Here is a 23,858-nt window from a genome sequence, read left to right on the forward strand (position 1 = left end):
GCTAAACACCTAAGGAAAAATCCAGATGGCAGCTAAAGAAGTCAAATTCTCCGTCGATGCGCGCGACAAGATGCTTCGCGGCGTCGACATTCTCGCCAACGCGGTGAAGGTCACGCTCGGTCCGAAGGGCCGCAACGTCGTGCTCGACAAGTCGTTCGGCGCTCCCCGCATCACCAAGGACGGCGTCACCGTCGCCAAGGAGATCGAGCTCGAGGACAAGTTCGAGAACATGGGCGCCCAGATGGTGCGCGAAGTCGCCTCCAAGTCCGCTGACGCGGCCGGCGACGGCACCACCACCGCCACCGTGCTCGCCCAGGCGATCGTGCGCGAAGGCGCCAAGTCGGTTGCCGCCGGCATGAACCCGATGGACCTCAAGCGCGGTATCGACCTCGCGGTCGAAGCCGTGGTCGCGGACCTCGTCAAGAACTCCAAGAAGGTCACCTCGAACGAAGAGATCGCCCAGGTCGGCACCATCTCCGCCAACGGCGATGCCGAAATCGGCAAGTTCCTCTCCGACGCCATGAAGAAGGTCGGCAACGAGGGTGTCATCACCGTCGAGGAAGCCAAGTCGCTCGAGACCGAACTCGACGTCGTCGAGGGCATGCAGTTCGACCGCGGCTACATCTCGCCCTACTTCGTCACCAACGCCGACAAGATGCGCGTTGAGATGGACGACGCCTACATCCTCATCAACGAGAAGAAGCTCTCCTCGCTGAACGAGCTGCTGCCGCTGCTGGAAGCCGTGGTGCAGACCGGCAAGCCGCTGGTGATCGTGGCCGAGGACGTCGAAGGCGAAGCTCTCGCCACCCTCGTCGTGAACCGCCTGCGCGGCGGCCTGAAGGTCGCGGCCGTCAAGGCTCCGGGCTTCGGCGATCGCCGCAAGGCCATGCTGCAGGACATCGCGATCCTGACCGGTGGCCAGGCGATCTCGGAAGATCTCGGCATCAAGCTCGAGAACGTCACGCTCGCCATGCTCGGTCGCGCCAAGAAGGTGATGATCGACAAGGAGAACACCACGATCGTCAACGGCGCCGGCAAGAAGGCCGACATCGAGGCGCGCGTGTCCCAGATCAAGGCGCAGATCGAGGAGACCACCTCGGACTACGACCGTGAGAAGCTCCAGGAGCGTCTCGCCAAGCTCGCCGGCGGCGTCGCGGTGATCCGCGTCGGCGGCGCGACCGAGGTCGAGGTGAAGGAGCGCAAGGATCGCGTTGATGACGCGATGCATGCGACCCGCGCAGCTGTCGAGGAAGGCATCGTCCCGGGCGGCGGCGTCGCCCTGCTCCGTGCCTCCGAGCAGCTCAAGGGCCTGCGCACCAAGAACGACGACCAGAAGACCGGCGTCGAGATCGTGCGCAAGGCGCTGTCGGCTCCCGCTCGCCAGATCGCGATCAACGCCGGTGAAGACGGCTCTGTGATCGTCGGCAAGGTGCTGGAGAACAAGTCGTACGCTTTCGGCTTCGATTCCCAGACCGGCGAATACGGCGACCTCGTCAAGAAGGGCATCATCGACCCGACCAAGGTGGTCCGTACCGCGATCCAGAACGCTGCCTCGGTTGCCGCGCTCCTGATCACCACGGAAGCCATGGTCGCCGAGCTGCCCAAGAAGGGTGGCTCCGGCCCCGCAATGCCCCCGGGCGGCGGCATGGGCGGCATGGACTTCTAAGTCCAGCCACCTCGAGACCTACGAAACCCCGGCAGCGATGCCGGGGTTTTTGTTTTTGCTCGGCTCTTTCCACTCGTCATTCCGGGGCGCGCGAAGCGCAAGCCCTGACTGACGGAGATCTCACCACACCTTCCCGAGCCGCTCCATGTGCGGCTCGCCCTCTTCGTCGAGCGACCAGAATATCCGAGTCACGCGGCCGACCAGATTGTCCATCGGCACGAATCCGAACGTCGACATCAAGCGGCTGTCGGTGGAGTTGTCGCGGTTGTCGCCGAGCACGAAGAAATGGCCCGGCGGCACGGTGTAGGCGTCGGTGTTGTCGTAGTAGCCGTTGTCGACGCAGTCCAGCGTCACGTAGGACGCGCCGTTCGGCAGCGTCTCGCGCCAGCGCCTGGCTTTTGCGCCGTCATCCACGCCGCAGGTGGAGCCGGCAGCCACCGCCTTCAGAGCCACGCGTGTCGCCGGACGGTCGTTGAGGATGAGCTGGCCCTGCCGCATCTGGATTCGATCCCCGGGCAGCCCGACCACGCGCTTGACGTAGTCGACCGAAGTGTTCTTCGGCGTGCGAAACACCACGACGTCGCCGTACTCGGGTTCGGCAGCCCGGAAACGGCCGGAAATCCATGACGGTGCGAACGGAAAGGAATAGCGGCCATAGCCATAGGCATATTTTGCGGCGAAGACGTAGTCGCCGACGACCAGGGTCGGCGTCATCGAGCCGGAAGGGATGTTGAACGGCTGAAACAGGAAGATGCGGAACAGGAACGGCGGCGACCACAGCACCGGGATCAAGAGGATCAGGACGACGATCGCCTTCCATTCCCCGGATTTGGCCTGCGGCCGGATCGTTTCCTGCAGAGTGGTCATGCGCCTGCCCTGATCAAACCGTAGCCATCACGGGATTACGCAACCTTCGCGCGCACGCAATCCCTGCTTCAATGGTTTTGTCGTGCAACGCTTCGACCGCGTTCAACAAGGCTGATCCGAAGGATCAGCCGCGCGCGACATCGCCGAAGCAGCGGCGGATCCATTCGATGGTGAGCCGCGTCGCCGGATCGCGCTTGAGGTGGTTCTGCACCAGCAGCCAGACGTCGCGGCGCCTCGGCAGCAGCGTCGCGCGCAGGCTGCGGTCGGCGAGCAGCGGCCCGCAGCTATGCTCCGGCAGCACGCCGATGGCCTGGTGCGACTGGATCATGGTCCTGATGATGCGGATATTGTCGGTGACGCAGCGCACGTTGTTCAGACGCTTCGCCCGCAGGAACTGCTGTTCGGGGATGTTGTCGAGCTCGTCCGGATAGACGCAGGCGACAGGCTCGCCGCCCGCGCGATCGGCGGGCTCGAAGAAATACAGCCTGACATCGCCGAGCTTGGAGATGGTGAAGTCGCCCTTCTCCGGCTTGCGCAGGCGGATGGCAAGGTCGGCCTGCCAGCGCGAGAATTTGACGTTGCCGCTGGAGGTGAGGAATTGCAGCGTCAGGCCGGGGTGACCGCGCAGGAAGGCGCTGGCGTGGGGCGCCAGCAGCTCCTCGGCGACCGCGTTGGTCGAGGCGATGCGCAGGCGACCGACCGCGCCCGGCTGGCTCTCACCGATACGATCGATCGCCGCGACATGCGCGGCCATCGCGCCGACATGTTCGAGCACCGCTTCGCAATGGCGCGTCGGCCGGCGCTGGCCGTCCACCGCATCGAACAGCGGGACGCCGAGATCGCGCTGGATGCGTGCGAGCCTGCGGCCGACGGTGGTCTCGTCGATGCGCAGCCGCGCGCTGGCGCCGGCATAGGTGCCCTCGTCCCTCACCGCGGCGATGATGCGCAGATCGTCCCAGTTCATGGCGATGAGCCTAGCAGGCACGACCGGATCCTGCAAATTTGCAGCCATATGCTGCAATAGTCCTGCACAATGGCAGGCCGACGCCGCGCTAGGGTGGCGCCATCCGACACCGCCCTGAAGGCCTGACCCGCATGACCGCTCCCAAGACCCTGCTCGAATTGTCCGGCGCCGACCTCACTCCGCCCAAGCTCGCCGATTCCTGCCTCGTGCTGATCGACATTCAGAACGAATATTGCGCCGGCCCCCTCGCCTTGCCGGATGCGGAGCCCGCGATCGCCGTCGCCGCGCGCCTGCTCGCCCGCGCGCGGGCAAGCGGCGGTGCGATCTTCCATATCGCGCACAAGGGACGTGCCGGCAGCCTGTTCGACCGCGAGGCCGAGCGCGGCGCGATCGTCAGGAGCCTGACGCCGCTCGCGAGCGAAGCCGTGATCGAGAAGGCGCTGCCGAACGCTTTTGCCGGCACCGACCTGCAGGCCCGGCTGGCCGCAACCGGACGCATCAACATCGTGCTGGCAGGCTTCATGACCCATATGTGCATCTCTTCGACCGCCCGCGCCGCGCTCGACCTCGGCCTGCGCACGACGATCGCAGCCGATGCCTGCGCCACACGCGATCTGCCCGACGGCCGCGGCGGAGCGCTTGCCGCAAGGACCATTCACGAGGTCGCGCTGGCCGAATTGTCGGACCGCTTCGCGATCATCGCACGAGCCGAAGCGCTGACCTGACGGAGCGTGAGCGATGCTGCAACTCTATTTCTTTCCGATGGCCTGCTCGCTCGCCAGCCGTATCGCGCTGATGGAGGCCGGCCTGGACGCGCACTATCATCTCGCCCACATCTGGACGAAGAAGGTGGTGGACGACGGCAGCGACTTCCGCGGCGTGTCGCCGAAGGGTGCGGTGCCGGTCCTGGTGCTGGAGAACGGCGAGCGGCTGACCGAAAGCGCGGCGGTGCTGCAATACATCGCCGACGCGAAGCCGGAGGCGGGCCTTGCACCCGGGTTCGGCGATCCCGACCGTTATCGCCTGCAGGAATGGCTGAGCTTCATCGGCGCCGAGATCCACAAGGCGTTCCTGTTTCCGACCTTCTGGTACAAGGACGACGGCTCGCTCGCCAAGCCGCGAGCGAGGATCACGCAGACCTTGTCGGTGCCCTCGGCGCATCTGGCGGACCGCGAATTCCTCGTCGGCAACCGCTTCACCGTCGCGGACGCCCATCTCACCTGGGCCCTGCTGCTGCTCCGTCCTGCCGGCGTCGACATCGCGCAATGGCCGGCCTTGTCGGCCTATCTCGAACGCATGCAGGCGCGCCCCGCGGTGCGAGAGGCGGTCGCGACCGAGTTGGCACTACGCAAAACCGTGGCGGCGAGCCCGGCGTGACAGGATGCCGCGGCCGCCACGTTTGACGGTTCCACAGCGAGGGCGTTGATGCCGGCGCGGCATGCGCTAGTCTGGGGGATATTTTTCGACTTTTCCTCGGGCGGCATTCATGCGCGCAATTTCAAGATTTCACTTGCCCGGATTCTCTCTGGCCCTCCTTGCCTGCTGGCTCTGTGTTGCGACCGCTTCGGCGGAGACGCGGGTCGCGCTGGTGATCGGCAACGGCGCCTATGTCTCGACGGCGCAACTCCCGAACCCGTCGCACGATGCTGAAGACGTCGCGGCCTCGCTCAAGCGCAGCGGCTTCGAGGTCTTTCAGGGGATCGACCTGCGCCAGGCCGACATGCAGGACCTGACCATCCGCTTCGCGCGCGCCGCAAGCAGAGCCGACGTCGCCATGTTCTACTACAGCGGCCACGCGATGCAGTACAACGGCGTGAACTACCTGATGCCTGTTGACGCCGTGCTGACGGATGAAGCTGACCTCAAGCGCTTCGTGCGGGTCGACGACATCGTGAACGATCTGCAGCAGGCCAAGAACCTGCGCATCCTCGTGCTGGATTCCTGCCGCGACAATCCGCTGGCCGAAACCCTCAAGCGCTCCGCCGGCTCCACGCGCGCCGCCTCGATCGGACGGGGCCTGTCGAAGGTCGAGGCGCCGCGCGGCACGATCGTGTCGTTCTCGACGCAATCCGGGCAGGTCGCCGCCGATGGCGCCGGCCGCAACAGCCCCTACACGACCGCGTTCCTGAAGCACATCGAGGAACCGCAGGAAATCGGCGACGTCTTCCGCGACATCAGCAGCGATGTCTATGACTCAAGCGGCAAGACCCAGCTCCCCGAGCTGTCGCTGTCGATCATCGGCAAGTTCTACCTGAACGGGCCGGTGTCGGTCACCTTGGCGCCAGCCGCGCCCCAAGCCGCGCCGCGGGCGGATCCCTGCGCAGCCGCAGAGGCACACTGGAAGGCCGCGGACAGCATCGGCACGCTGGGGGCCTACGAGGACCATCTCGCCAGATTCCCGAACTGCATTTTCGCGACGCTCGCCAGGGCGCGCGTCGAGGGGTTGAAACAGAAGACGGCGCTTGCGCCGGCGGCCGGCAACGCCCGAACCGGCGGCAGCAAGGAGTTTGACGGCAACTGGGACGTGACGTTGAATTGCCAGACCAGCGGCAAGGCGCAGGGCTTCACCAGAGCCCTCGCGGCAACCGTGACGAACGGCGTTTTTCACGCCGAGGCGCAGGGCTCGAGTGGTGTCAACCGGCTGGAGATCGACGGCCAGATCCCGGCGGACGGCAAGACTACCTTGAGCGCGCGGGGGACGACGGGGGCGAGCACGTATACGCTCAACAACATCGCGCCCGGCTCGCCCTACGCCTTTACGGTCGATGCGCAGTTCGATCGCACCCGCGGCAGCGGCAAGCGCAACGAGGCACGTTCCTGCAATCTGGTTTTCGTCAAACGCTGATCGTGCAATATCACGCAGTGCAGGCGACGGCGATCGGCTCGATCCCGCGGCGGACTGACATCTCACGACAGGAACAAGATCATGGCATCGCATGACGGGAAGAAGATATTGGCCGGCAAGGTTGCGCTCGTGACCGGCGCCGGGCGCGGGCTCGGCCGCGCCTTCGCGGAGAAGCTTGCCGCGCTCGGCGCCGATGTCGCCATCCACGGCATGCGCGAGAACGGACCGGCTGAATATAGCGAGGGCACCACCCTCACCGCGGTGGCCGCGGAGATCGGCCGGCAATTCGGCGTTCGCAGTCGGCGCATGCTCGGCGACCTCACCAAGGGCGAGGACATCGCGCGCGTGGTTGCGGAGACGGAAGGCGCACTCGGCCCGATCGACATTCTCGTGCACAATGCCGGCGGCGATATCGCGGCCGCCGGCGGCAAGCCCGACCCGAACGACGCGGTGAACATCAAGGAGGCCGACGTCCGCGCGGTGCTGGAGCGCAATCTGCTCTCCACCATCCTGACCTGCCAGGCGGTCGCGCGCGGCATGATGGAGCGCCGTAGCGGTCGCATCGTCACCCTGGGCTCGGTCGCCGCTTTCAAGGGACGCACCAACGGCTCGATCTATGCGGTGTCGAAGGCCGGCGTGACCCATTACACGCGATGTCTGGCCGACCAGCTCCGCCCCTACGACATCGCCGTCAATTGCATCGCGCCCGGAGATACCCGAACCGGCCGCTTCCTCGGCACGCGCGCGGTGGACCCCGGCAGAATGGTCGAGACCGGCACGCTCGACCGGATCGCAACCGTCGACGAGGTCGCGCGCGTCGTCGAATTCTTCGCAGGCCCCATGGGCGCGTTCGTTTCCGGCCAGGTGCTGCGGATCGACGGCGGCGGACAGTGCTGGCCGGGCTGAAACGTCGCGCAAAAGGAAAAGGCCGCTGCGAGCGGCCCTTTCTGCATCACCAGGAATGAGCCGGGATCATTCGACCCGCGCCAGCACCGCGAGCTTGCGGATGCCCTTGTTGCGGTAGGCGTCGAGGAACGCGTAATAGTCCTTGAACGACACGCAGCCGTTGGAATCGCCATTCGGCCCGAGCATGAAGGTGTGCGCCAGCAGGCCGTCGCGGCCGTAGATCGCGCTCTCGCCGCCGATCGGGGTCAGGCGCAGCGCGGGCACGCCGTGGAACAGCGCCTCGCGCGGCTTCAGCATGTAGATGTGGGGCGGGGTCACGCCGCGCATGCGGACGCGTGAGGAGCGCGGGTCGTCGAGATTGGAGCCGAGGCCGGAATGCGCCTCGAGCTTGGTGCCGTCCGGCAGATAGACCGTCCTGGCGGTGATGTCGTAGACCGCGGTGTCGCGCTCATAGGGCGCCGAACCGCCGAGCATGGGGTTCTGCTCCCGCGGCGCGATGGAGGCGGTCACGCTGGCGTCGGCCGAGGCATAGGCGAGCAGCCCGCCGGACGGCTCGCGCCTGCCCCAGAGCTTGTCCACCATCGACTGGCGCGGCCCGGTGATCGACATCACCGCAGCCTTGGCGCGATCGGCGAACGATTTTGGTTTTGCCTCAGGCGCCGGCACGATCTCGGCCGGATCAGCCGAGGCCAGTTGCACCGGTGCGTCGGCGCGCTTGGTCCTGGCAGAATCCTTGGCAGAATCCTTGCCAGCATCGGCGATCCTGGCGGGAGCAGGCTTCAGCGCTTCCGCGACCTTCGCGATCACGCCCGGCTTCGCCGTGTCCTTGGCCTCGGCAACCTTGGTCGCAGGCGCGACGCTCGCGGCGTTCGACTGCACGCCTTGGGTCGCAGCCGCGGCAAAGCGCTCGTTGAACATCTCGCGCGAGATCGGAGCTGCGACCTGCAACCGGTCGGGCAACAGCGCAAAGGCTTCCTTGACGGCCTCGCCCGCCTCGCGCAGCGCGACCCTGGGCGCCCGCTTGATCACGGGTGCGTCGTAGCCGATGCTGCCGACGGTCGGATAGACGCTGGCAGCGAAGATGTTGCTGTACACGGTCCAGCCGGCGCCAAGCACGACGCAGCCGATCACGGCGGCGCCAAGCGCGTTTTGGGTGGTCATTTTCCGGGAAGGTTTCCGATAAGAATTGCTCGAGAATTCTTTGGACTTCCGTGCCGCGTTACTCTGCGCAGCGATACTCGTACTCATTCGCCTTGCGTCCAGGACGGTGTCACCAAGTCCCCCTTCGAAGTGCCGCTGGTCACGATCCGGGAACAGCATCTCGCAGAGGGTCGGAGCGTCATTAAGGCGACTTTTAGTTAAATGCGGATTAAGTTCGGGCAGATGTGAGGCATCGGGTTAACGCTGTCCCATTTCGAGAAAAAGGCCCGCAGAATTACGGACTTAGGCGAAGCTGTTAACCATAATTCTCGCCCGGTTCAGCACGGTCAGCGGACGTCTCCGGCCGCATCTCTAAACGCACCAACCAAGTCGTTTTCGTGGTCTTCGATACCCGGACGATAACGGGGAAGCATTGCGTGACGCTGGTGCGCAATAGCCTCCCTCCACCTCTCGAGGCACGCGTGGCGGGCCACTCACACACCGCACGGGGCGCTCACGCCGTGCGGCGCCGTGAGTGAAAGTTGATCGCGCCGGTCTGGAAAATGCCGCAGCGAGGAAATAGCTGCGGAAGCGGCACTGTTCAGCAGCCTCTGCGTGTGATACGGTACCGTATCAACATCGCCTTGAACTGTGCCGGGCACGCTAACGGAGGCTGGCATGAGAGAGTTCGCGCGCGCAGGGTTTTTCGCTCTGGCGGGGTCGTTTCTGTTGATCGGACATGCGATTGCCCAGCCTGCAGCCAATGTGGGCTGCACGGCGTCGCCGTCTGCCGCCGGAACGCAGACCTGGCGCTGCGACAACGGCATCACGATCGTTGCCGAAAGCGGCGCCAGATTTGAACTTAAGGACGCCAACCGCGACGGACATATAGACTCCGTGGAGTTGAGCAGCAGAGCGCTGCTGGTCGAGGTGCCCAAGAAGCCCGGCGGCAACCGCTTCAAGGTCCTGACGCCGCAAGCGATCGCCGCGGTGCGCGGCACGAAATGGGCGATCGATGTCGCGGAGGCCAAGACGTCCGTGTTCGTCGCCGACGGCCGCGTCGGGGTGAGCCGTAGGGCTCGTGGACGCGGCGTCGTTTTGGGCCCCGGCGAAGGCGTCGATGTCGAGGCAGCCGGCCCGCTGACCGTCAAGACATGGGGCCAGCCGCGCGTCGACGCGCTGATGGCAAGACTGGGCCAGTAAAACTTGGCCGGTAAGACTGGGCCAGTAAGACCAGGCCAGTCAGGCGGGGTCAATAAGGCCCGGACGACAGCATTTGGACGATAGAAGAGATTGCAAAACGACCGCATGAGTAGCCGACGCGTTCAGATCCTGGTGGCACTCGTCCTCACCGCGCTGTGGGGCGCGGGCATTTATGCCGGCCACGCCAACGGCCATCTGCGCTTTCTCGATCGCCTCGAGGCAGCACTGACTGATTGGCGGACGCAGGTCCGCGGCGTGCAGGCTCCGCCCGATCTCGTCACCATCGTCGCGATCGACGACACCGTCGTGAAGCGCGGCGGCAGCTATCCGCTGCCGCGCGCCGATCTCGCCCGCGTCGTCGACACCATCGTGCAATTCAAGCCGAAGGTCGTCGCGATCGACCTGCTGCTGGTCGACCGCAGCGCCGCGATCGGCGACGCCACGCTCGCCAACACGCTCGCCACCGGCCCCATGGTCCTCGCCGCCGCGGCGATTTTCCCGTCGGCCAGCGAAACGATAGAGCCCGGCAGCCAGGGCGCCCTCGCCGCCCTGCCGCAGGCCGAGCGCTTCCTGCTGCCCCTGCAGGCCTTCGCCGACCATGCCGAGGTCGGCGTCGTCAACGTGGCAACCGGACAATCGGGCTCGCCGCTCTCGGTGCCGATGCTGTTCCGGACACGCGACAAGCTCGAGCTGTCATTCCCGTTGCGGGTCGCGGCGCGCGCGCTCGACAAGCCACTGACGATCGCGCCGGATCACCTGATGCTCGGCGACCGCGCGGTGCCCACCGATACCGACTTCGCGCTGCCGATCACCTATTACGGCCCGCGCCGCACCATCCGCACCGTCAGCGCGCAGAGCATCTTCGACGGCACGCTCAATCGTGCGGCGATCGAGAACCGGATCGTCGTGATCGGCGCCTCGGTCGCGGGCGGCGGCGACTTTTATCCGACGCCGTTCGATTCCCTGATGCCCGGCGTCGAGGTGGTCTCGACCGCGATCACCCATCTCGTCGCCGGCGACAGCATCGTGCGCGACCGCAAGGTCCACATCGCCGACGCGCTCATCGCGATCCTGTTGCCGATGCTGCTGGTGGGCCTGCTCGCCTGGCGGCGCAGCGCGCTCGGTATCATGGCCGCGGCGGCGGTCATGATCGCCTGGGCCGGGTTCAATCTGTTCGCGTTCACGCACGGCATCTGGCTGAACGGTGCGACCACGCTCGCTGCAGCATTGCCGCCGGTTGCGGTCTTTGCCGGCGTGCAGTTGTGGGCGGGAGGCCGCCGCACGCAATATTTCGCAGACAAGAGCCGGTCGCTCGCACAATTCCAGGCGCCGGCGGTGCAGGAGTGGCTGGCGCGTGATCCGAATTTCCTGTCCAAGCCCGTCCGGCAAGATGCCGCAATCGTCTTCATCGACCTCTCCGGCTTCACGGCGCTCAGCGAGCGGATCGATCCAAACCAACTCCAGGACGTCCTGAAGGCGTTTCACGCCCTGATCGACAAGGTCGCGGTCGATTGCGGCGGCATGATCACCGGCTTTCTCGGCGACGGAGCCATGATCCTGTTCGGCCTGCCCGGCGCGATGCCCGATGACGCCGCACGCGCGCTGAAATGCGCGATCGACCTGCATCGCGGCATCGAGCGCTGGATCGTGTCGCTGCCGTCTGCGGTCAGGGATCAGCTCGGTTTCAAGATCGGCGCGCATTTCGGTCCGATCGTCGCCTCCCGCCTCGGCGAAAGCCATCAGCACATCACGGCGACGGGTGACACCGTCAACGTCGCGAGCCGGTTGATGGAGGTCGCCGTCCAGAACGGCGCGCGGCTCGCGCTCAGCGATACGCTGCTGGATACGGCCGACTTCCACGGCGCGCCCGACGGCGTCCTGTCGGGCCCGCTGCTCACGCAGGTCCGTGGCCGCTCCGGCGTCGTGACCGTCTGGTTCTGGCGTGACCGGAACAGGCCAAGCCAGGCCGCGACCAAGGCCGAGATGATCGACTAAGACGTCTACTCATCAACGTCGGCCCTTGCCTCAAAAACGGAAGTCTCCCGCTCTCGGCGTTATCGGCGCTTGTGACCTGGAACAGACATCGGATCGGAAAACCAACCGAGCGCATCCACCTCACAGCTACGTCGATGCTTTTGCATCCGGTCGCCTTGCGACGAGAACACTGCCGACGCACTGCAGCACCGACTCTCGTCTTTGGTTGTGCAGGTGGACTTGGACGCGAAGGATTCCCGTATCGGGTCTCGACTTCGACTCGCGCTTCTCTAGGACAGTCGACTCATAGTCGAGTTCGTCGCCCGGGCGTACCGCATTCGGCAGCCTCAGCTCTTCCCAGCCCAGTCCGGCAAGTGCACGGAGCGGAGGCTGCCCTTTGTCGGTTAGAAAGATGAAGATCGCGAACGTGTGGGCGGCAGATGCCGACAGTCCTCCAAAGACGGAACGAGTGGCAGCTTCCTCATCGATATGGAAAGGCCGGGGGTCGTACTGCTTGGCGAACTGAATGATTTCAGCCTTGGAGACTAAATAGGGACCAGCCTTGCGGCTATCGCCGACTTCGAAATCTTCAAAATATCCGCTGGTCATCGGGTCAATCCTCCACGCGGTTTAACGAAGGGGACGGCATGAAACGGCTGACTTTCGGCCACTATATCCAGTGCCGATCAATATCACCACGTCCCCTTCTGGCACGAACCGTCAAGTTTGCGCGGTGCAAGGCCACGTCCGCAGTTGGGGGCAAAGCCGATCTGCCGGTTGAACGCCCAGACTCATCACTCTGACCCGCAACGGACATCTATCAAATCGTCCATTTCTGCCTTGACCCCTTCTGGTATTGTCTGTTGACCACAGCCGGTGGAGGCATCGATGGCCAACCTCTATTTCGAAGAACTGCAGATCGGAGGCCGCAGCACGGCTGGGCCCTATCTGGTCTCGAAGGAGGGTATTATCCGATTTGCGAAGGAATATGATCCGATACCCCGTCACGTCGACGAAGAAGTCGCCGCGCGCTCAGCCTTCGGAGGGCTGACTGCATCAGGTTCACATACCTTTGCGATTTACATCCTTTTGACTGGTCAGCTTCAACCGCATTTTCAAGTGCTCATGGGATTGGGTTGGGACGAGGTAAAACTGCCGAACCCGGTGCGCCCGGGTGATGAGCTCGATTTGGAAATGACGGTTCTGGAGATACGCGAATCGAAATCCAGACCTGATCGAGGGATCGTTCGAAACCGAAATATCTTGCGCAACAAAAAGCGCGAAACCGTTCTCGAATGCATCTCCAACATATTCGTTGAGCGGAGACCGAACGCGAGTGTGTAGGACTCGGTTGCACAGGGCGACTTCTGCTGATTGGCCCAACGCGGAAGTCCCGCTATGCCCGCTTTCCCGCCGTTGTCAGGGGCATAGCAGACATCAAGCGGCGTCCCCTGCTTGTGAGTACACGCCCTAGCCGCGGCTGCCCGCCCAATAGTCGCTGCCGTTCCAGCGAACGCACGCGTTCGCTGGAACAACGAAGAACTACCGCGCTTCCGGCGGCGGCGAGCGGTCGAGGACGTCGCCGTTGGGATGTTCGAGCAGATCGATGCCGTAGGTCTCGACCACCAGCGGCCCGCGCTTGCGCTGCAATTGTGCGATTCGCGTCACCTTCGCAAAGAGGTCGTGGACGGCGGGACCGCCGTCGCTGCGCAGCTCGTCGACATAGAGCAGCTTGCCCGCAAGCAGCTTTGGATCTGGCTCGGGCATGTTGACCCAGCGGATGCGCTGGTTCTGCTGCACCACGCAGGTGCCGCGCGGCAGATAGAAAGCGAGCCAGCCGGTGGTGCCGTAATCCGGCGCAAGTACGCAGGTCGCACCGTTGCGCGCGCGGACCGCTTCGATCTCCGCGGCGAGCTCGCGCCAGCCGACGCCGACGCTGCGCACGGTCGCATCGCGGCGGTACCCAGACAGCCAGCCGGTGTTGGCCTGCACGATCAGCGCTGCGAACATCACGATGCCGACCGGCGCGGCCCAGCGCAGGCAGAAGTCAGCGAGGCGCCGCTGGCGCGGCTTCCACTGCACGAGATTGGCGGCAGCCGCCGCGGCGACCACGAAGGGCGGATAGACCGGCGCGAACCAGTTGGCCTCGACGCGCGCATGCAGCGAATGCCAGATGAAATAGGCGACGATGGTCCAGAACATCGTCTCGATCAGCACGCGCGAGGCCAGCGCGCCGGCGCGGCGCCAGGTCAGCGCGTGCAGCCCCATCGCGCCGAGGATGAAGACCAGCGGCGTTGCGAACGCGATCTGGGTCGGCACCAGTTCGGCGATGAAGACCGGACGGAAGTCCTCGATCCTTGCCCGCCCGAGCTGCTTTGCGAACGAAACCCATTGATGATCGGCATTCCAGAGGATCACCGGCGCGAACAGCGCGAGCGCAACGAGGCCGCCGAGATATGGCCAGGGCGAGAGAAACCAGCGCCGCAGTTTCGGCACGGCCGCGAGCCAGATCAGGATCGCCGGGCCGAAGAACATCGCAGTGTATTTCGACAGCAGCGCCGCACCGACGGCCGCGCCGACCGCGAGCCACCAGACGCCGCGGCCGGTCTCCAGCACTTTTGCGAGCAAGAACAGCACGAAGCTGGAGGCAACGAGCAGCGGCGCGTCGGGCGTGACGATCAGCGTGCCGACCGAGGCCATCATCGTGACATTGAGCAGGATGGCGCTGGTCGCCGCCACGCGCGCGCCGCCGAACAGGATCGCCGCGGAGCGATAGACCGCATAGCTCATCGGCAGCGCGAGCAGGATCGAGACCAGGCGGACGCCGAACTCGGTGTCGCCGGCGATCAGGGTGCCGGCGCGGATCACATAGGCGACCATCGGCGGGGGGTCGTAATAACCGCCCGCCAGATGCTTCGACCACATCCAGTAATAGGCTTCGTCGAAGGTGATCGGCGTGAACGCGGCCGCGACCAGCCGCAGCACCACGAGAGCAACAATCACCAGCGCGGTGTTGCGGACGATCCGCGCGTCAGCCCCGCCCATCGTGGGTTATTTCTTGCGCCAGACGAACAGTCCGGACATCGCGTAGTTCCACACCACGCCCATCAGCGCACCGGCCATGCCGGCCAGCCACCAGATCGGCTCCTGGTCGTAGACAGAGAAGGCGACGCCGACATTGGCGAGCAGGCCGACGCTGCACACGATGTAGAAGGCAATCAGGCCGCCCAGCAGCGCAAAGCCCTTCAGCCGCTGGTCGCGATAGGTGAGAAAGTTGTTGAGAACGAAATTGCTGGTCATGGCGACGACGGCGCCGGCGGCCTGCGCCTCCGCGAACGGCGCCTTGAACAGCTGAAGCGCGATGAAGAGCGTCGTCAGATGCACCACGAGGCCGATGCTGCCGACCATCGCGAACAGCAGGAAGCGCAGCGAGACGGCATCGTTGGTGAACTTCGCCAGCACCAGGCCGAGAAAATCCAGCGCGACCATGGAATCGAGCTTGCTTTCGCCGTGCTGGCGCTCGCCGAACGTGTAGGGGATTTCGACGGCGCGCAGGCTGCCATGCGCACTCGCGACCAGGTCGAGCAGGATCTTGAAGCCGTGCACGGAAAGCTTCGGCGCGAGCTGCTCGAAACGATCGCGGCGAACCATGAAGAAGCCGCTCATGGGATCGGCGATCTCGACCCGCAGCATCTTCTTGGCGACCTCGGTCGCCAGCGCGCTGGCGCCGGCGCGCTGCTTGTTGAAGCCTTCGCTCTTGTAGCCCTCGATGTAACGGCTGCCGACGACGAGGTCGGCCTGCCCGCTTGCGAGCAGCGAGAGCATTTTCGGCAGCTGCGTCTCGTCATGCTGGAGGTCGGCGTCGATCACGGCCGCATAGGGCGCACTGGAGGCCAGGATGCCCTCGATACAGGCGCCCGACAGGCCGCGGCGGCCGATGCGACGGACACAGCGCACGCGGCTGTCGCGCTGGGCCAGCGCGCGCACGACGTCCCAGGTGCCGTCAGGCGAATTGTCGTCGACGAAGACGACCTCCCAGGCTGTGCCGGCCAGCGCCGCCTCCAGCCGCCGGTACAGCACCGTGACATTGTCACGTTCGTTGAAGGTCGGGACGACGACCGACAATTCCGCCGACGGGGACGCCGCCTGCGGGGCTTGCGGCGGGTTGTCGGAGCCCGGTCTGATCGCTTCATTCATGACGGCAGCGTATATCCGTCGCGTGCTGCGCTGCCAAGTTCTTGCGCAGCCAGGATCTTGTGCCGACGATTCGGGGGCGGGGAACGGCCCAAAGGGGCCCTAAAATGCCAACGACCCCGGAACGGCGGACCGCGCGTACATCCGGCGCAGGCCATCTATTCCAAGGTCGTCCCAGCGCCGGAGTTTTTTGCTCAACGTCGCCGTTAAAAGTTAGATAGGAACGACAAAGCCGCATCGCAAGGGGCGAAAGACGCCTTTTCAGCCCCTATTGGTTCGGGACTTCCTTGATCACCGGCCCTCGGGGCGCCGGGGCTGCGGGCACCGCAGCGGGCGCCGGCTCGACCTTCGCGGGCTTGGGCGGCTTGCCGTACTGGCCGATCGGCCCGAAGACGACGGCGACCGCAAGCACGATCGCCGCGACGATCGCCCCCAAAATGCCACCCACCGACTCAGACGACATCGAAGCCCGTCCCTGTTCCCGTTGCGCCCAGTGATATCACGGATGAGCGCGGAGCCGGAAGGGCCTGCCGAACCGCAACGGTCAACGGGGGCTATTTCTGTGGCGGCCTGTGCTTGACGAAAGCCGTCACGATGTCCTTCTGCGCCGACTCCACCGCCCTGTTCGCAGTCGCGAGATGGGCGTCGGCATCGATGGCCGGATATTGCGTGGTGAGATAATCGAGCAACGCCACCCGGTAATATTGTCGCTCCGAGGGACAGGCGCCCGCGACCGAGCGGCCGAAGTCCTGTTCCGACAGACCCTGATTGCTGTCGCGCGAATATTCCCGCGCCAGGCAATGCCAGTAATCGTCGCGGCCCTGCATGGCGAGCTTCTGCGCGCCCTTGGAATCGTCGTCATCCGCCATGACTGAAGAGGTCATGGCAGCAGATGTCATCATGAAGAGCGCCGCTCCCAGCATCACCATCCGCATCTTGTTCTCCTTTTTCGCGGGTCCCGCCTGCGAGCTTAGACGGGACGTCGCAACTGGCCAATCACAACTGGTTTGATTAGGATCAGGGCCTCCCCTCCTCGTCGATGCGAGATTCCCCGTGGCCAAAGCAAAAACCGCGTCCAAAAAATCCGGCAACATCTTCATCGGCATCGGCGGCTGGACGTTCGAGCCCTGGCGCGGCGTGTTCTATCCGGAGAAGCTGACGCAGGCGAAGGAGCTGTCCTACGCCGCCTCGAAGCTGACCTCGATCGAGATCAACGGCACCTACTATGGCTCGCAGAAGCCGGAGAGCTTTCGCAAATGGGCGAGCGAGGTGCCTGATGGTTTCGTGTTCTCGGTGAAGGGGCCGCGCTTCGCCACCAACCGCCGCGTGCTCGCCGAGGCCGGGGATTCCATCAAGCGGTTCTATGATTCCGGCGTGCTGGAACTCGGCGATCATCTCGGGCCGGCGCTGTGGCAGTTCGCGCCGACGAAAAAGTTCGACGGCGCCGATTTCGGCAAGTTCCTCGAGCTGTTGCCGCGCAAGCTCGACGGCCGCGCGCTGCGCCATGTCGTCGAGGTTCGCCACGACAGTTTTTGCACGCCGGACTTCGTCGCGCTGATCCGCGAATTCGAGACGCCGGTCGTGTTCGCCGAGCACGGCAAATATCCGGCGATCGCCGACGTCGCCGGCGATTTCGTCTATGCCCGACTGCAGAAGGGCGATGACGAGATCAAGACCTGCTATCCGCCGAAGCAGCTGGATGCCTGGGCCCGACGCTTTCAGGACTGGGCCTCGGGCAGTGAACCCGACGATCTTCCGAAGGTTGACAACACCAAGCCGAAGAAGGAGCCGCGCGACGTGTTCGCGTATGTCATCCACGAGGGCAAGGTGCGGGCGCCGGCCGGCGCCATGGAACTGATCGCACGGGTGAGCTGAGGGTCGCTCATGGCAAAGGCGAAGAAGCTCTTCACCATCGGCTACGAGCAGACGCCGCCCAAGGCGGTGCTGGACGAACTGGAGCAGGCCGGCGTCAAGCTCGTGGTCGACGTGCGCGCGGTGACGTCGTCGCGGCGGCCGGGCTTTTCCAAGAAGCAGCTATCCGCCGGACTCGACGAGCGCGGCATCGCCTATGTCCATCTCGCCGCGCTCGGCACGCCGAAGGAAGGTCGTCTCGCCGCGCGCAGCGGGCAATACGACGTGCTGGAGAAGATCTACGCACGGCACCTGAAGACGCCGCAGGCCAAAGAAGAGATGGACGAACTCTCGGCGCTGGTGAAGCAGGCCGGTCCCGTCTGCCTGCTCTGCTACGAGCGCGACCACACCCACTGCCACCGCCAGATGATCGCGGAGGTCATCGAGGAGCGCGATGGCGTGGCGGTGAGGAATCTTGCTGGGCGGCAGGTCTAGCCTACCCTTCCCCCGCCAGATTGAACGTCCCCTCCATCATCTGCACGCAGCTGCCGCCGACATGGGCCGAGACGATCTTGCCGTCCTGTTTGCGCGCGCGGGTCAGCAGCAGGCTCGGCCGGCCCATGTCGAAGCCCTGGCCGACCGTCAGCTTCAATTCGCCATCGCGCGTGGGATCGAGCTCGGCGAACAGCGCGGCGGCGGCGACCGTGGCGCTGCCGGTGGCGGGATCCTCGATCAAGCCGCTGGCGCCGGGGAAGAACATCCGCGCCTGGCGCTCGCATGGCGCCTCCACCGAAGGCACGTCGCGCGTGTAGAAATAGACCGAGAAGGCGCCGTCCCGCGGCAATACCCTGCCGAAAGCGGTCGCATCGGGCTTTGCGCGTCGCACGGCATCGCGAGAGCGCACTTCCGCCACCACGAAAGGCGTTCCGACGCCGACGACCTGCGGCGCGTGGTGGTCGGTCACGATGTCCTCCGCAGTCAGGGAGATGCAGGCCGCGACCTCGGCGGTGGAAAGCTGCGCAAGCCGCGACAATTGCTGGGGCGCCGTCAGCTCCGTGCTGACCACCCGGCCCTGCACCCTCACGATATCGACCGGCACGAGCCCGGCCTTCTCCTCGAACAGCAGGCGCGGCTTCGGTTCTTTCGCGAGGCTCGCCAGCACGAAGGCAGTACCGACATTGGGATGGCCGGCGAAGGGCAGCTCCCTCACCGGCGTGAAGATGCGCACCTCGGCGTCATTGGCCTTGTCGCGCGGCGGCAGCACGAAGGTGGTCTCGGAATAGTTGAACTCGATCGCGATCGCCTGCATCTGCGCGGTCGAAAGCCCGCCGGCATCGAGCACGACGGCGAGCTGGTTGCCGCCGAAAGCGCGGTCGGTGAACACGTCGACGGTGATGTAGCGGCGCTGCATCGTTCGCTTCCTCTTCACACAAGTCGCGGCCACGAGCGCGCCGCATCGCCGGCACTCTACAGGCCGTCGACATCGCTCGTCATGCCCCAAAATTCGGAGCAATCGGAGCAATCGCGCAAAGCGAAATTCAGAAGCGGAAGAGCGGACGCGGCGACGCCAGCACTTGCGCGCGCTCGCTTTGATCGGCGATCAGCGCGTCGAGAAATTGCCGGTTATTCGCGTAAGCCTGCGACGCCTCGAACTGCGTGTGCGGCCAGTCGCTGCCCCACAACAGGCGATCAGGTCCGTAAGCGTCGCGCAGCAGCGGATAGGCCGCCTTCGCAAGGTCTTCGCCGGCCGCGCCGTTGCGATACGGCGCGGAAATCTTGACCCAGACGTTCCGCGTCGCACCGAGCTTCAGCACCGAGCGAAAGCCGGAATCGTCGACGCCGAGCTTCGGATCGGGCAGCGCATAGTGATCGAGCACGACGGAGACGCCGCGATCGAGAAGCTGCGGCGCGAGCACGGCGAGATCGGTGGCATTGCGCTGGATTTCGACCTGCCAGCCCATGGTTTTCACCTCTGCCAGCAGCGCCTTCCATTCGGCAGCGCCTAAATCCGGCAGGGGCTGGCCGACGAGATTGAGACGGATGCCGACCACGCCGGCGCGGTCGAGCGCGCGCAGTTCGTCCGCGGTGATCGTGGGATCGATCACGGCGATGGCGCGCAGGCGGCCCCCCGCCTGTTTCAGACATTCGACCAGGTAGGAATTGTCGGTACCGAGAAAGCTCGGCTGCACCAGCACGCCATGGGTCATGCCGTTGCGGTCGAGCTGCTCCAGATAAAGCGCGAGCGGCGCGTCGTAGTCAGGCGCATAGCGCCGGCCCGGCGCGAGCTTGAGGCCGCGATGGAAGGCATGGGCGTGGGTATCGATCGTCGGCAAGGCCGCCTTACTCCTGGGTGTGGTCGCGGCCATCGTCACGAGCGATGCGAGGCCCGCGGCAAACCGGCGGCGCGTGAGGTGGCGCTGGCCGAGTGCCATGGCAGATCCTCCCCATTCCGCGTCAGGCGCGCGTCGCGGCGGTCTGTTCAAAGACCTTGCCGCGGGTCTCGGGCAGCAGGACCACCGCGATCAACACCAGCGAATAGGCGAACGCCGCATCGATGCCGATCGCCGGCCCGAGCCCGATACGGTCGCTGAGGAAGCCGACCAGGAACGGGAACGCGGCGGAAACGATGCGGCCGAAATTGTAGCAGAAGCCGACGCCGGTGCCGCGCACGCCGGCAGGATAGAGCTCGCTGAACAGCGCGGCCATGCTCGCCGGGATTCCGGCCGAGAAGAAGCCGAGCGGAAATCCGAGCACCAGCATCTCGCCGTTGGTCAGCGGCGCGAAGATATAGACCAGCACGGTGACGATGCAGGCGCTGGCGAACAAGGCGACATTGGCCCTGCGGCCGATCCGATCGCTGACGATTCCGCTGGTGACGCAGCCGCAGAAGAAAGCGACGATGATGACGGCGAGATAGCCGCTGGAGCCCAGCACCGACAGATGCCGCACCTCGCGCAAGTAAGTCGGCAGGAAGGTGGTAAGCGCAGCGTAGCCGCCATGGGCACCGATGCCGAACAATCCGCCGATCAGCGTCGCGCGCAGGACGTCGCGGTGGAAGATACCCGACAGCGTGGCGAAGAACGGCGTTTTGTCGGCTGCGACGGCACGTGGCGGCTCCTTCAAGCCGCGACGGATGAAGATGATGAGGAGCGCGGGCAAGAGTCCCAGCGCGAACAGCAGCCGCCAGCCGATGTCGGCCGGCGCATAAGTGAAGGCCAGCGCCGACAGCAGCACCGCCGCGCCCCAGCCGACCGCCCACGCGCTCTGCACCGAGCCCAGCGCCTTGCCGCGATGCTCGGGGCGGATGATCTCGGCCATCAGCACGGCGCCGCAGGCCCATTCGGCGCCGAAGCCGAGCCCCTGGATCGCCTTCAGGACCAGCAGCTGGGTGTAGGTCATCGCGAACGCGCAGGCGAAGGTCGCGAGCGCAAAGGTCAGAACCGTGATCTGGAGCGCCTTGACGCGGCCGAAGCGGTCGCCGAGTGCGCCGCCGAGCCAGCCGCCGAACGCGCCGAAGAACAGCGTGACCGAGCCGAGCAGGCCCGCATCGGCCTTGCTGATGCCGAACGCCGCGATCAGCGCGGGAATGGCGAGGCCGAACATCTGGACGTCGAGCGCATCCAGCGCCCAGCCGCCAAAGCTTGCCCAGAACGTGCGCCGCTCCAGCGGCGAGCTTTCGCTGTACCAGTTTGACATTGTTTCCCCCTGTACTCGTTTATTTGTTGATGTGGTTGAAAGGCCGCTTCACCTGATCTCGGCGTGGTAGCGGAAGCGGTCGGCCGGCCCGCGCGACCGGCGCCATTCGATCGGCCGTCGCTCGAGGTCGAGCGCGAGGCGCTCGATCACGATCAGCGGCGCATGGGCCTCGAGCCTGAGCAGGCGCGCCTGCATCTCGTTGGCGGTCTCGACCGTCAGAATTTCCTCGGCGGAGACAACGATCTCGCCGCAGCGCTCCTCGTAGAGCGGATACAGGAGGTCGCCGAATTCGGCGGTGTCGATCTGAAGGATCGGCGCGAAGCGCGACTGCTGCAGCCATATCTCTTCGGCGAGCAGCGGCACATCGTCGATCAACCGCAGGCGCGACAGGCTGATCACGGGCTCGCCGACCGGAATGCGCAGCGCGGACGCGACAGCCGAGGTCGCCGGCACGCTCTTGCGCCTGATGATGCGGCTCTTCGGTACGCGCCGCTCGCCGCTTTCGGACTGGAAGCGGAAGAAGCGGAACAGCGAGGAGTTGAAGCGCGCGCGGCGCACGAACGTGCCGCGGCCCTGCTGCCGTTCCAGCACGGTATCCGCGACGAGCTGGTCGATTGCCTTGCGCACGGTACCGATCGCAACGCCGTAATGCGCAGCCAACTCGGCCTCCGACGGGATCGGCTCGCCCGGCCGCCATTCATTGCGGTTGATCCGCGCGGCGAGGTCGTCGCGCAGGCGCTGGTAGCGTGGCAGGCGGTCGTCGCGCGGAGCTGAATTCATATAGTCATATAGATGACTAGATGACAACCGAGTCAAGCGCTACGTAAATACCTCCGGCGGACGCCGGACCGGCGAACTTCACCAGCCCGGCGTCGTCTGCCCCGATCGTTAGTACGCGTACGAGTACGTCGTGCTCGGCAGGCAAGGCGGCTGCTTGTAGGGCGCAGTGGCATACGCGCCCACCGCCGGAGCTCTGACGCAGTCCGCCATCGCCTGGGTCGCGGCACGCCGCGGGGCGATGTCGCGCGCGGCTGCGGCCTCGGTCTGGGTGACGGCGGCGGCGATCAGGGCGGCCGCAATAAAGGGCAATCTAGTCATTGGCTTTCTCCAGGTGACAAAGGGACGCCGAGACGTTTCGGCTTCCACAGTGCAAGACGCCAAAGCTAGCAGGGATATTTCATCACGCGCCTTCAACGGAACGCGACCTGCTTCAACGAACCGCGACTCGCATTTGAACGCGCGCTACCCCAGTTGAAACACCGCGACCTTCTGCTCGTAGCCGCGCACCTCGACCTCGCCCAGCGCGACGGCATCCTTGCCGTCGTCGCCCAGCACCTCGCGCACCGACGCGGAGATCAGGAACTGCGAGCCGAACTCCTTGTTCAGCGCCTCCAGCCGCGAGGCGAAGTTCACGGTGTCGCCAATGACGGTGTATTCCTTGCGCCGGGGCGAGCCGATGTTGCCGGCGACGACCTCGCCGAAATGAATGCCGATGCCGATTCTGAGCGGCCAACTCGTCTTTGCATTGATGCGATCCATCGCGGTCAGCATCTCGCGGCCCGCGGCGACCGCGCGATGCGCGGCATCGGAGGCCTCCAGCGGCGCACCGAACAGCGCGAGGAAGCCGTCGCCCAAAAACTTGTTCACGATGCCGCCCTGGCGGTCGAGGATGTCGACCAGCACCGCGAAGGCGCCGTCGAGCCGGTCGACCACCTCCTGCGGGGTGCGCGACTGTGCGCCGGCGGTGAAGCCGCGAAAATCGACGAACATCACGGCGACGCGGCGCAGGTCGCCGGCCGCGCTGGTGCCCGCCGCCATCAGCCGCTCGACCACCTGAGGTGAAACGTGCTGGCCGAACAAGTTCGTCACCCGGTCGCGCGCGGTGGCCGCGGCAATGCTCGCCGCGAATTGGCGCCGGAGTTGCGCGCCGACCGCGCCCGCGAGCACGCCGCAGACCAGGATGATGGTGCTGCGCACCGCGTGGAAATAGGCCTGCGGCTCGCCGGCGCCGCTGGCGGGATCGTAAATCAGCGCCACGACGAGCAGTTCAGCCGCGGCGATAAAGCCGGTGAAGGTCGAGAGCCGAAAATCGAGTCGCAGGGTCGAGAGAATAATGAAGATGAAGTACATCAGCGGTACGGCGAAGCCGAGCGCCTGGCTCGCGCCGATGGTCCGGATCTGCAGGATCAGGATCACCGTCGGCAGCGACGTCTCAATCAGCGCACCGATATAGCGCCGGGTCACCGGCAGGTCGCGATCGAGCCGGAGGTTCTTCCTTATCTGAGTGTGGACCCAGACCTCGAACAGGATGAAACCGACGAGCAGGCCGTAGACCTCGGCAAGCCCTTCCGTCCCGCGCCAGACCCGGTTCACGACGACTGGATCGATCAGATAGATGGCGGTGAGAGACACGGTCATGACGCAGCCCGTCAGGATCAGCGTCCGCACCCGCAACAGCTCGGTGCGAAGCACTTCCCGCGTCAGCTCGCGCTCGAAATCGCCCGATAGCACGGCATGCTGCCGCGTCTTCCTGCTCGCAAACCTGGCCATCT

General features: G+C 65.4%; 24 protein-coding genes. 10 read left to right on the forward strand and 14 right to left on the reverse strand.

The annotated features are described in order from the left end of the window. The first annotated feature begins 25 nt into the window (after positions 1-25). Entirely contained in the window at positions 26-1,666 is a 1,641-nt protein-coding gene (groL, locus tag OC450_RS24870) for a chaperonin GroEL (RefSeq protein ID WP_211385160.1), read from the forward strand. Positions 1,667-1,786: 120 nt separating this feature from the next. Here the strand turns inward: groL and lepB are convergent, their stop codons facing one another. Then, positions 1,787-2,533, reverse strand: a complete 747-nt coding sequence (gene lepB, locus OC450_RS24875) for a signal peptidase I (RefSeq protein WP_262048844.1) — start codon at positions 2,531-2,533, stop codon at positions 1,787-1,789. 124 nt (positions 2,534-2,657) lie between these two features. Next, positions 2,658-3,497: a LysR family transcriptional regulator gene (locus tag OC450_RS24880; protein WP_211385386.1), complete on the reverse strand. Its 840-nt coding sequence runs from the start codon at positions 3,495-3,497 to the stop codon at positions 2,658-2,660. A gap of 131 nt (positions 3,498-3,628) precedes the next feature. Here OC450_RS24880 and OC450_RS24885 point away from each other — a divergent pair, with 131 nt between their 5' ends. From OC450_RS24885 to OC450_RS24900, 4 genes are all read left to right on the forward strand, one after another. Further along, entirely contained in the window at positions 3,629-4,222 is a 594-nt protein-coding gene (locus OC450_RS24885; protein WP_262048845.1) for a cysteine hydrolase family protein, read from the forward strand. A 13-nt stretch (positions 4,223-4,235) separates the two neighbouring features. Continuing rightward, the gene (locus OC450_RS24890; RefSeq protein ID WP_256808257.1) at positions 4,236-4,874 is read left to right on the forward strand and encodes a glutathione binding-like protein; all 639 of its coding nucleotides are present in this window, start codon (positions 4,236-4,238) and stop codon (positions 4,872-4,874) included. Between the two features lie 109 nt (positions 4,875-4,983). Further along, positions 4,984-6,342, forward strand: a complete 1,359-nt coding sequence (locus OC450_RS24895) for a caspase domain-containing protein (protein WP_256808256.1) — start codon at positions 4,984-4,986, stop codon at positions 6,340-6,342. A gap of 81 nt (positions 6,343-6,423) precedes the next feature. Next, positions 6,424-7,248 carry an SDR family NAD(P)-dependent oxidoreductase gene (locus OC450_RS24900; protein ID WP_262048846.1) on the forward strand — a complete coding sequence of 275 codons (825 nt, stop codon included), beginning with the start codon at positions 6,424-6,426 and terminating at the stop codon, positions 7,246-7,248. A gap of 66 nt (positions 7,249-7,314) precedes the next feature. On the opposite strand, the gene OC450_RS24905 is transcribed toward OC450_RS24900, so the two are convergent. Next, the gene (locus OC450_RS24905) at positions 7,315-8,409 is read right to left on the reverse strand and encodes a tlde1 domain-containing protein (protein ID WP_262048847.1); all 1,095 of its coding nucleotides are present in this window, start codon (positions 8,407-8,409) and stop codon (positions 7,315-7,317) included. Between the two features lie 657 nt (positions 8,410-9,066). Here OC450_RS24905 and OC450_RS24910 point away from each other — a divergent pair. Further along, on the forward strand, positions 9,067-9,591 hold the full coding sequence (locus OC450_RS24910; protein WP_262048848.1) for a FecR domain-containing protein: 525 nt from the start codon (positions 9,067-9,069) through the stop codon (positions 9,589-9,591). A gap of 105 nt (positions 9,592-9,696) precedes the next feature. Beyond that, complete coding sequence (locus OC450_RS24915) at positions 9,697-11,586, forward strand: CHASE2 domain-containing protein (RefSeq protein WP_262048849.1); 1,890 nt, start codon at positions 9,697-9,699, stop codon at positions 11,584-11,586. Positions 11,587-11,712: 126 nt separating this feature from the next. Here OC450_RS24915 and OC450_RS24920 read toward each other — a convergent pair whose 3' ends face one another. Then, on the reverse strand, positions 11,713-12,174 hold the full coding sequence (locus OC450_RS24920; RefSeq protein ID WP_211385169.1) for a MaoC/PaaZ C-terminal domain-containing protein: 462 nt from the start codon (positions 12,172-12,174) through the stop codon (positions 11,713-11,715). 279 nt (positions 12,175-12,453) lie between these two features. On the opposite strand from OC450_RS24920, the gene OC450_RS24925 reads away from it, so the two are divergent. Then, positions 12,454-12,909, forward strand: coding sequence for a MaoC/PaaZ C-terminal domain-containing protein (locus tag OC450_RS24925; protein WP_211385170.1), 456 nt, complete (start codon positions 12,454-12,456; stop codon positions 12,907-12,909). 198 nt (positions 12,910-13,107) lie between these two features. Here OC450_RS24925 and OC450_RS24930 read toward each other — a convergent pair whose 3' ends face one another. The 4 genes from OC450_RS24930 to OC450_RS24945 form a co-directional block, all read right to left on the reverse strand. Beyond that, positions 13,108-14,610, reverse strand: coding sequence for a glycosyltransferase family 39 protein (locus OC450_RS24930; protein WP_262048850.1), 1,503 nt, complete (start codon positions 14,608-14,610; stop codon positions 13,108-13,110). Positions 14,611-14,616: 6 nt separating this feature from the next. Further along, positions 14,617-15,762, reverse strand: coding sequence for a glycosyltransferase family 2 protein (locus tag OC450_RS24935; RefSeq protein ID WP_211385172.1), 1,146 nt, complete (start codon positions 15,760-15,762; stop codon positions 14,617-14,619). A 265-nt stretch (positions 15,763-16,027) separates the two neighbouring features. Continuing rightward, a complete protein-coding gene (locus tag OC450_RS24940; RefSeq protein WP_211385173.1) occupies positions 16,028-16,222 on the reverse strand; it encodes a hypothetical protein in 195 nt (64 codons plus the stop codon). Positions 16,223-16,313: 91 nt separating this feature from the next. Next, positions 16,314-16,694: a hypothetical protein gene (locus tag OC450_RS24945; protein WP_211385174.1), complete on the reverse strand. Its 381-nt coding sequence runs from the start codon at positions 16,692-16,694 to the stop codon at positions 16,314-16,316. Positions 16,695-16,812: 118 nt separating this feature from the next. On the opposite strand from OC450_RS24945, the gene OC450_RS24950 reads away from it, so the two are divergent. Together OC450_RS24950 and OC450_RS24955 are read left to right on the forward strand one after the other, a co-directional pair. Beyond that, complete coding sequence (locus OC450_RS24950) at positions 16,813-17,634, forward strand: DUF72 domain-containing protein (protein WP_262048851.1); 822 nt, start codon at positions 16,813-16,815, stop codon at positions 17,632-17,634. 9 nt (positions 17,635-17,643) lie between these two features. Next, positions 17,644-18,105, forward strand: coding sequence for a DUF488 family protein (locus OC450_RS24955; RefSeq protein ID WP_211385176.1), 462 nt, complete (start codon positions 17,644-17,646; stop codon positions 18,103-18,105). 1 nt (position 18,106) lies between these two features. Here the strand turns inward: OC450_RS24955 and OC450_RS24960 are convergent, their stop codons facing one another. The 6 genes from OC450_RS24960 to OC450_RS24985 form a co-directional block, all read right to left on the reverse strand. Then, positions 18,107-19,021: a PhzF family phenazine biosynthesis protein gene (locus tag OC450_RS24960; protein WP_211385177.1), complete on the reverse strand. Its 915-nt coding sequence runs from the start codon at positions 19,019-19,021 to the stop codon at positions 18,107-18,109. A 127-nt stretch (positions 19,022-19,148) separates the two neighbouring features. Continuing rightward, positions 19,149-20,042 carry an amidohydrolase family protein gene (locus OC450_RS24965; RefSeq protein WP_211385178.1) on the reverse strand — a complete coding sequence of 298 codons (894 nt, stop codon included), beginning with the start codon at positions 20,040-20,042 and terminating at the stop codon, positions 19,149-19,151. Positions 20,043-20,064: 22 nt separating this feature from the next. Next, positions 20,065-21,306, reverse strand: coding sequence for an MFS transporter (locus tag OC450_RS24970; RefSeq protein WP_211385179.1), 1,242 nt, complete (start codon positions 21,304-21,306; stop codon positions 20,065-20,067). Positions 21,307-21,354: 48 nt separating this feature from the next. Continuing rightward, entirely contained in the window at positions 21,355-22,086 is a 732-nt protein-coding gene (locus OC450_RS24975) for a GntR family transcriptional regulator (RefSeq protein ID WP_211385180.1), read from the reverse strand. A gap of 108 nt (positions 22,087-22,194) precedes the next feature. Then, entirely contained in the window at positions 22,195-22,404 is a 210-nt protein-coding gene (locus OC450_RS24980) for a hypothetical protein (protein ID WP_211385181.1), read from the reverse strand. A gap of 144 nt (positions 22,405-22,548) precedes the next feature. Next, complete coding sequence (locus OC450_RS24985) at positions 22,549-23,856, reverse strand: adenylate/guanylate cyclase domain-containing protein (protein WP_211385182.1); 1,308 nt, start codon at positions 23,854-23,856, stop codon at positions 22,549-22,551. Positions 23,857-23,858: the final 2 nt, after the last annotated feature.

The organism is Bradyrhizobium sp. Bra78, assembly GCF_024519855.1.
Taxonomy (GTDB): domain Bacteria; phylum Pseudomonadota; class Alphaproteobacteria; order Rhizobiales; family Xanthobacteraceae; genus Bradyrhizobium; species Bradyrhizobium japonicum_G.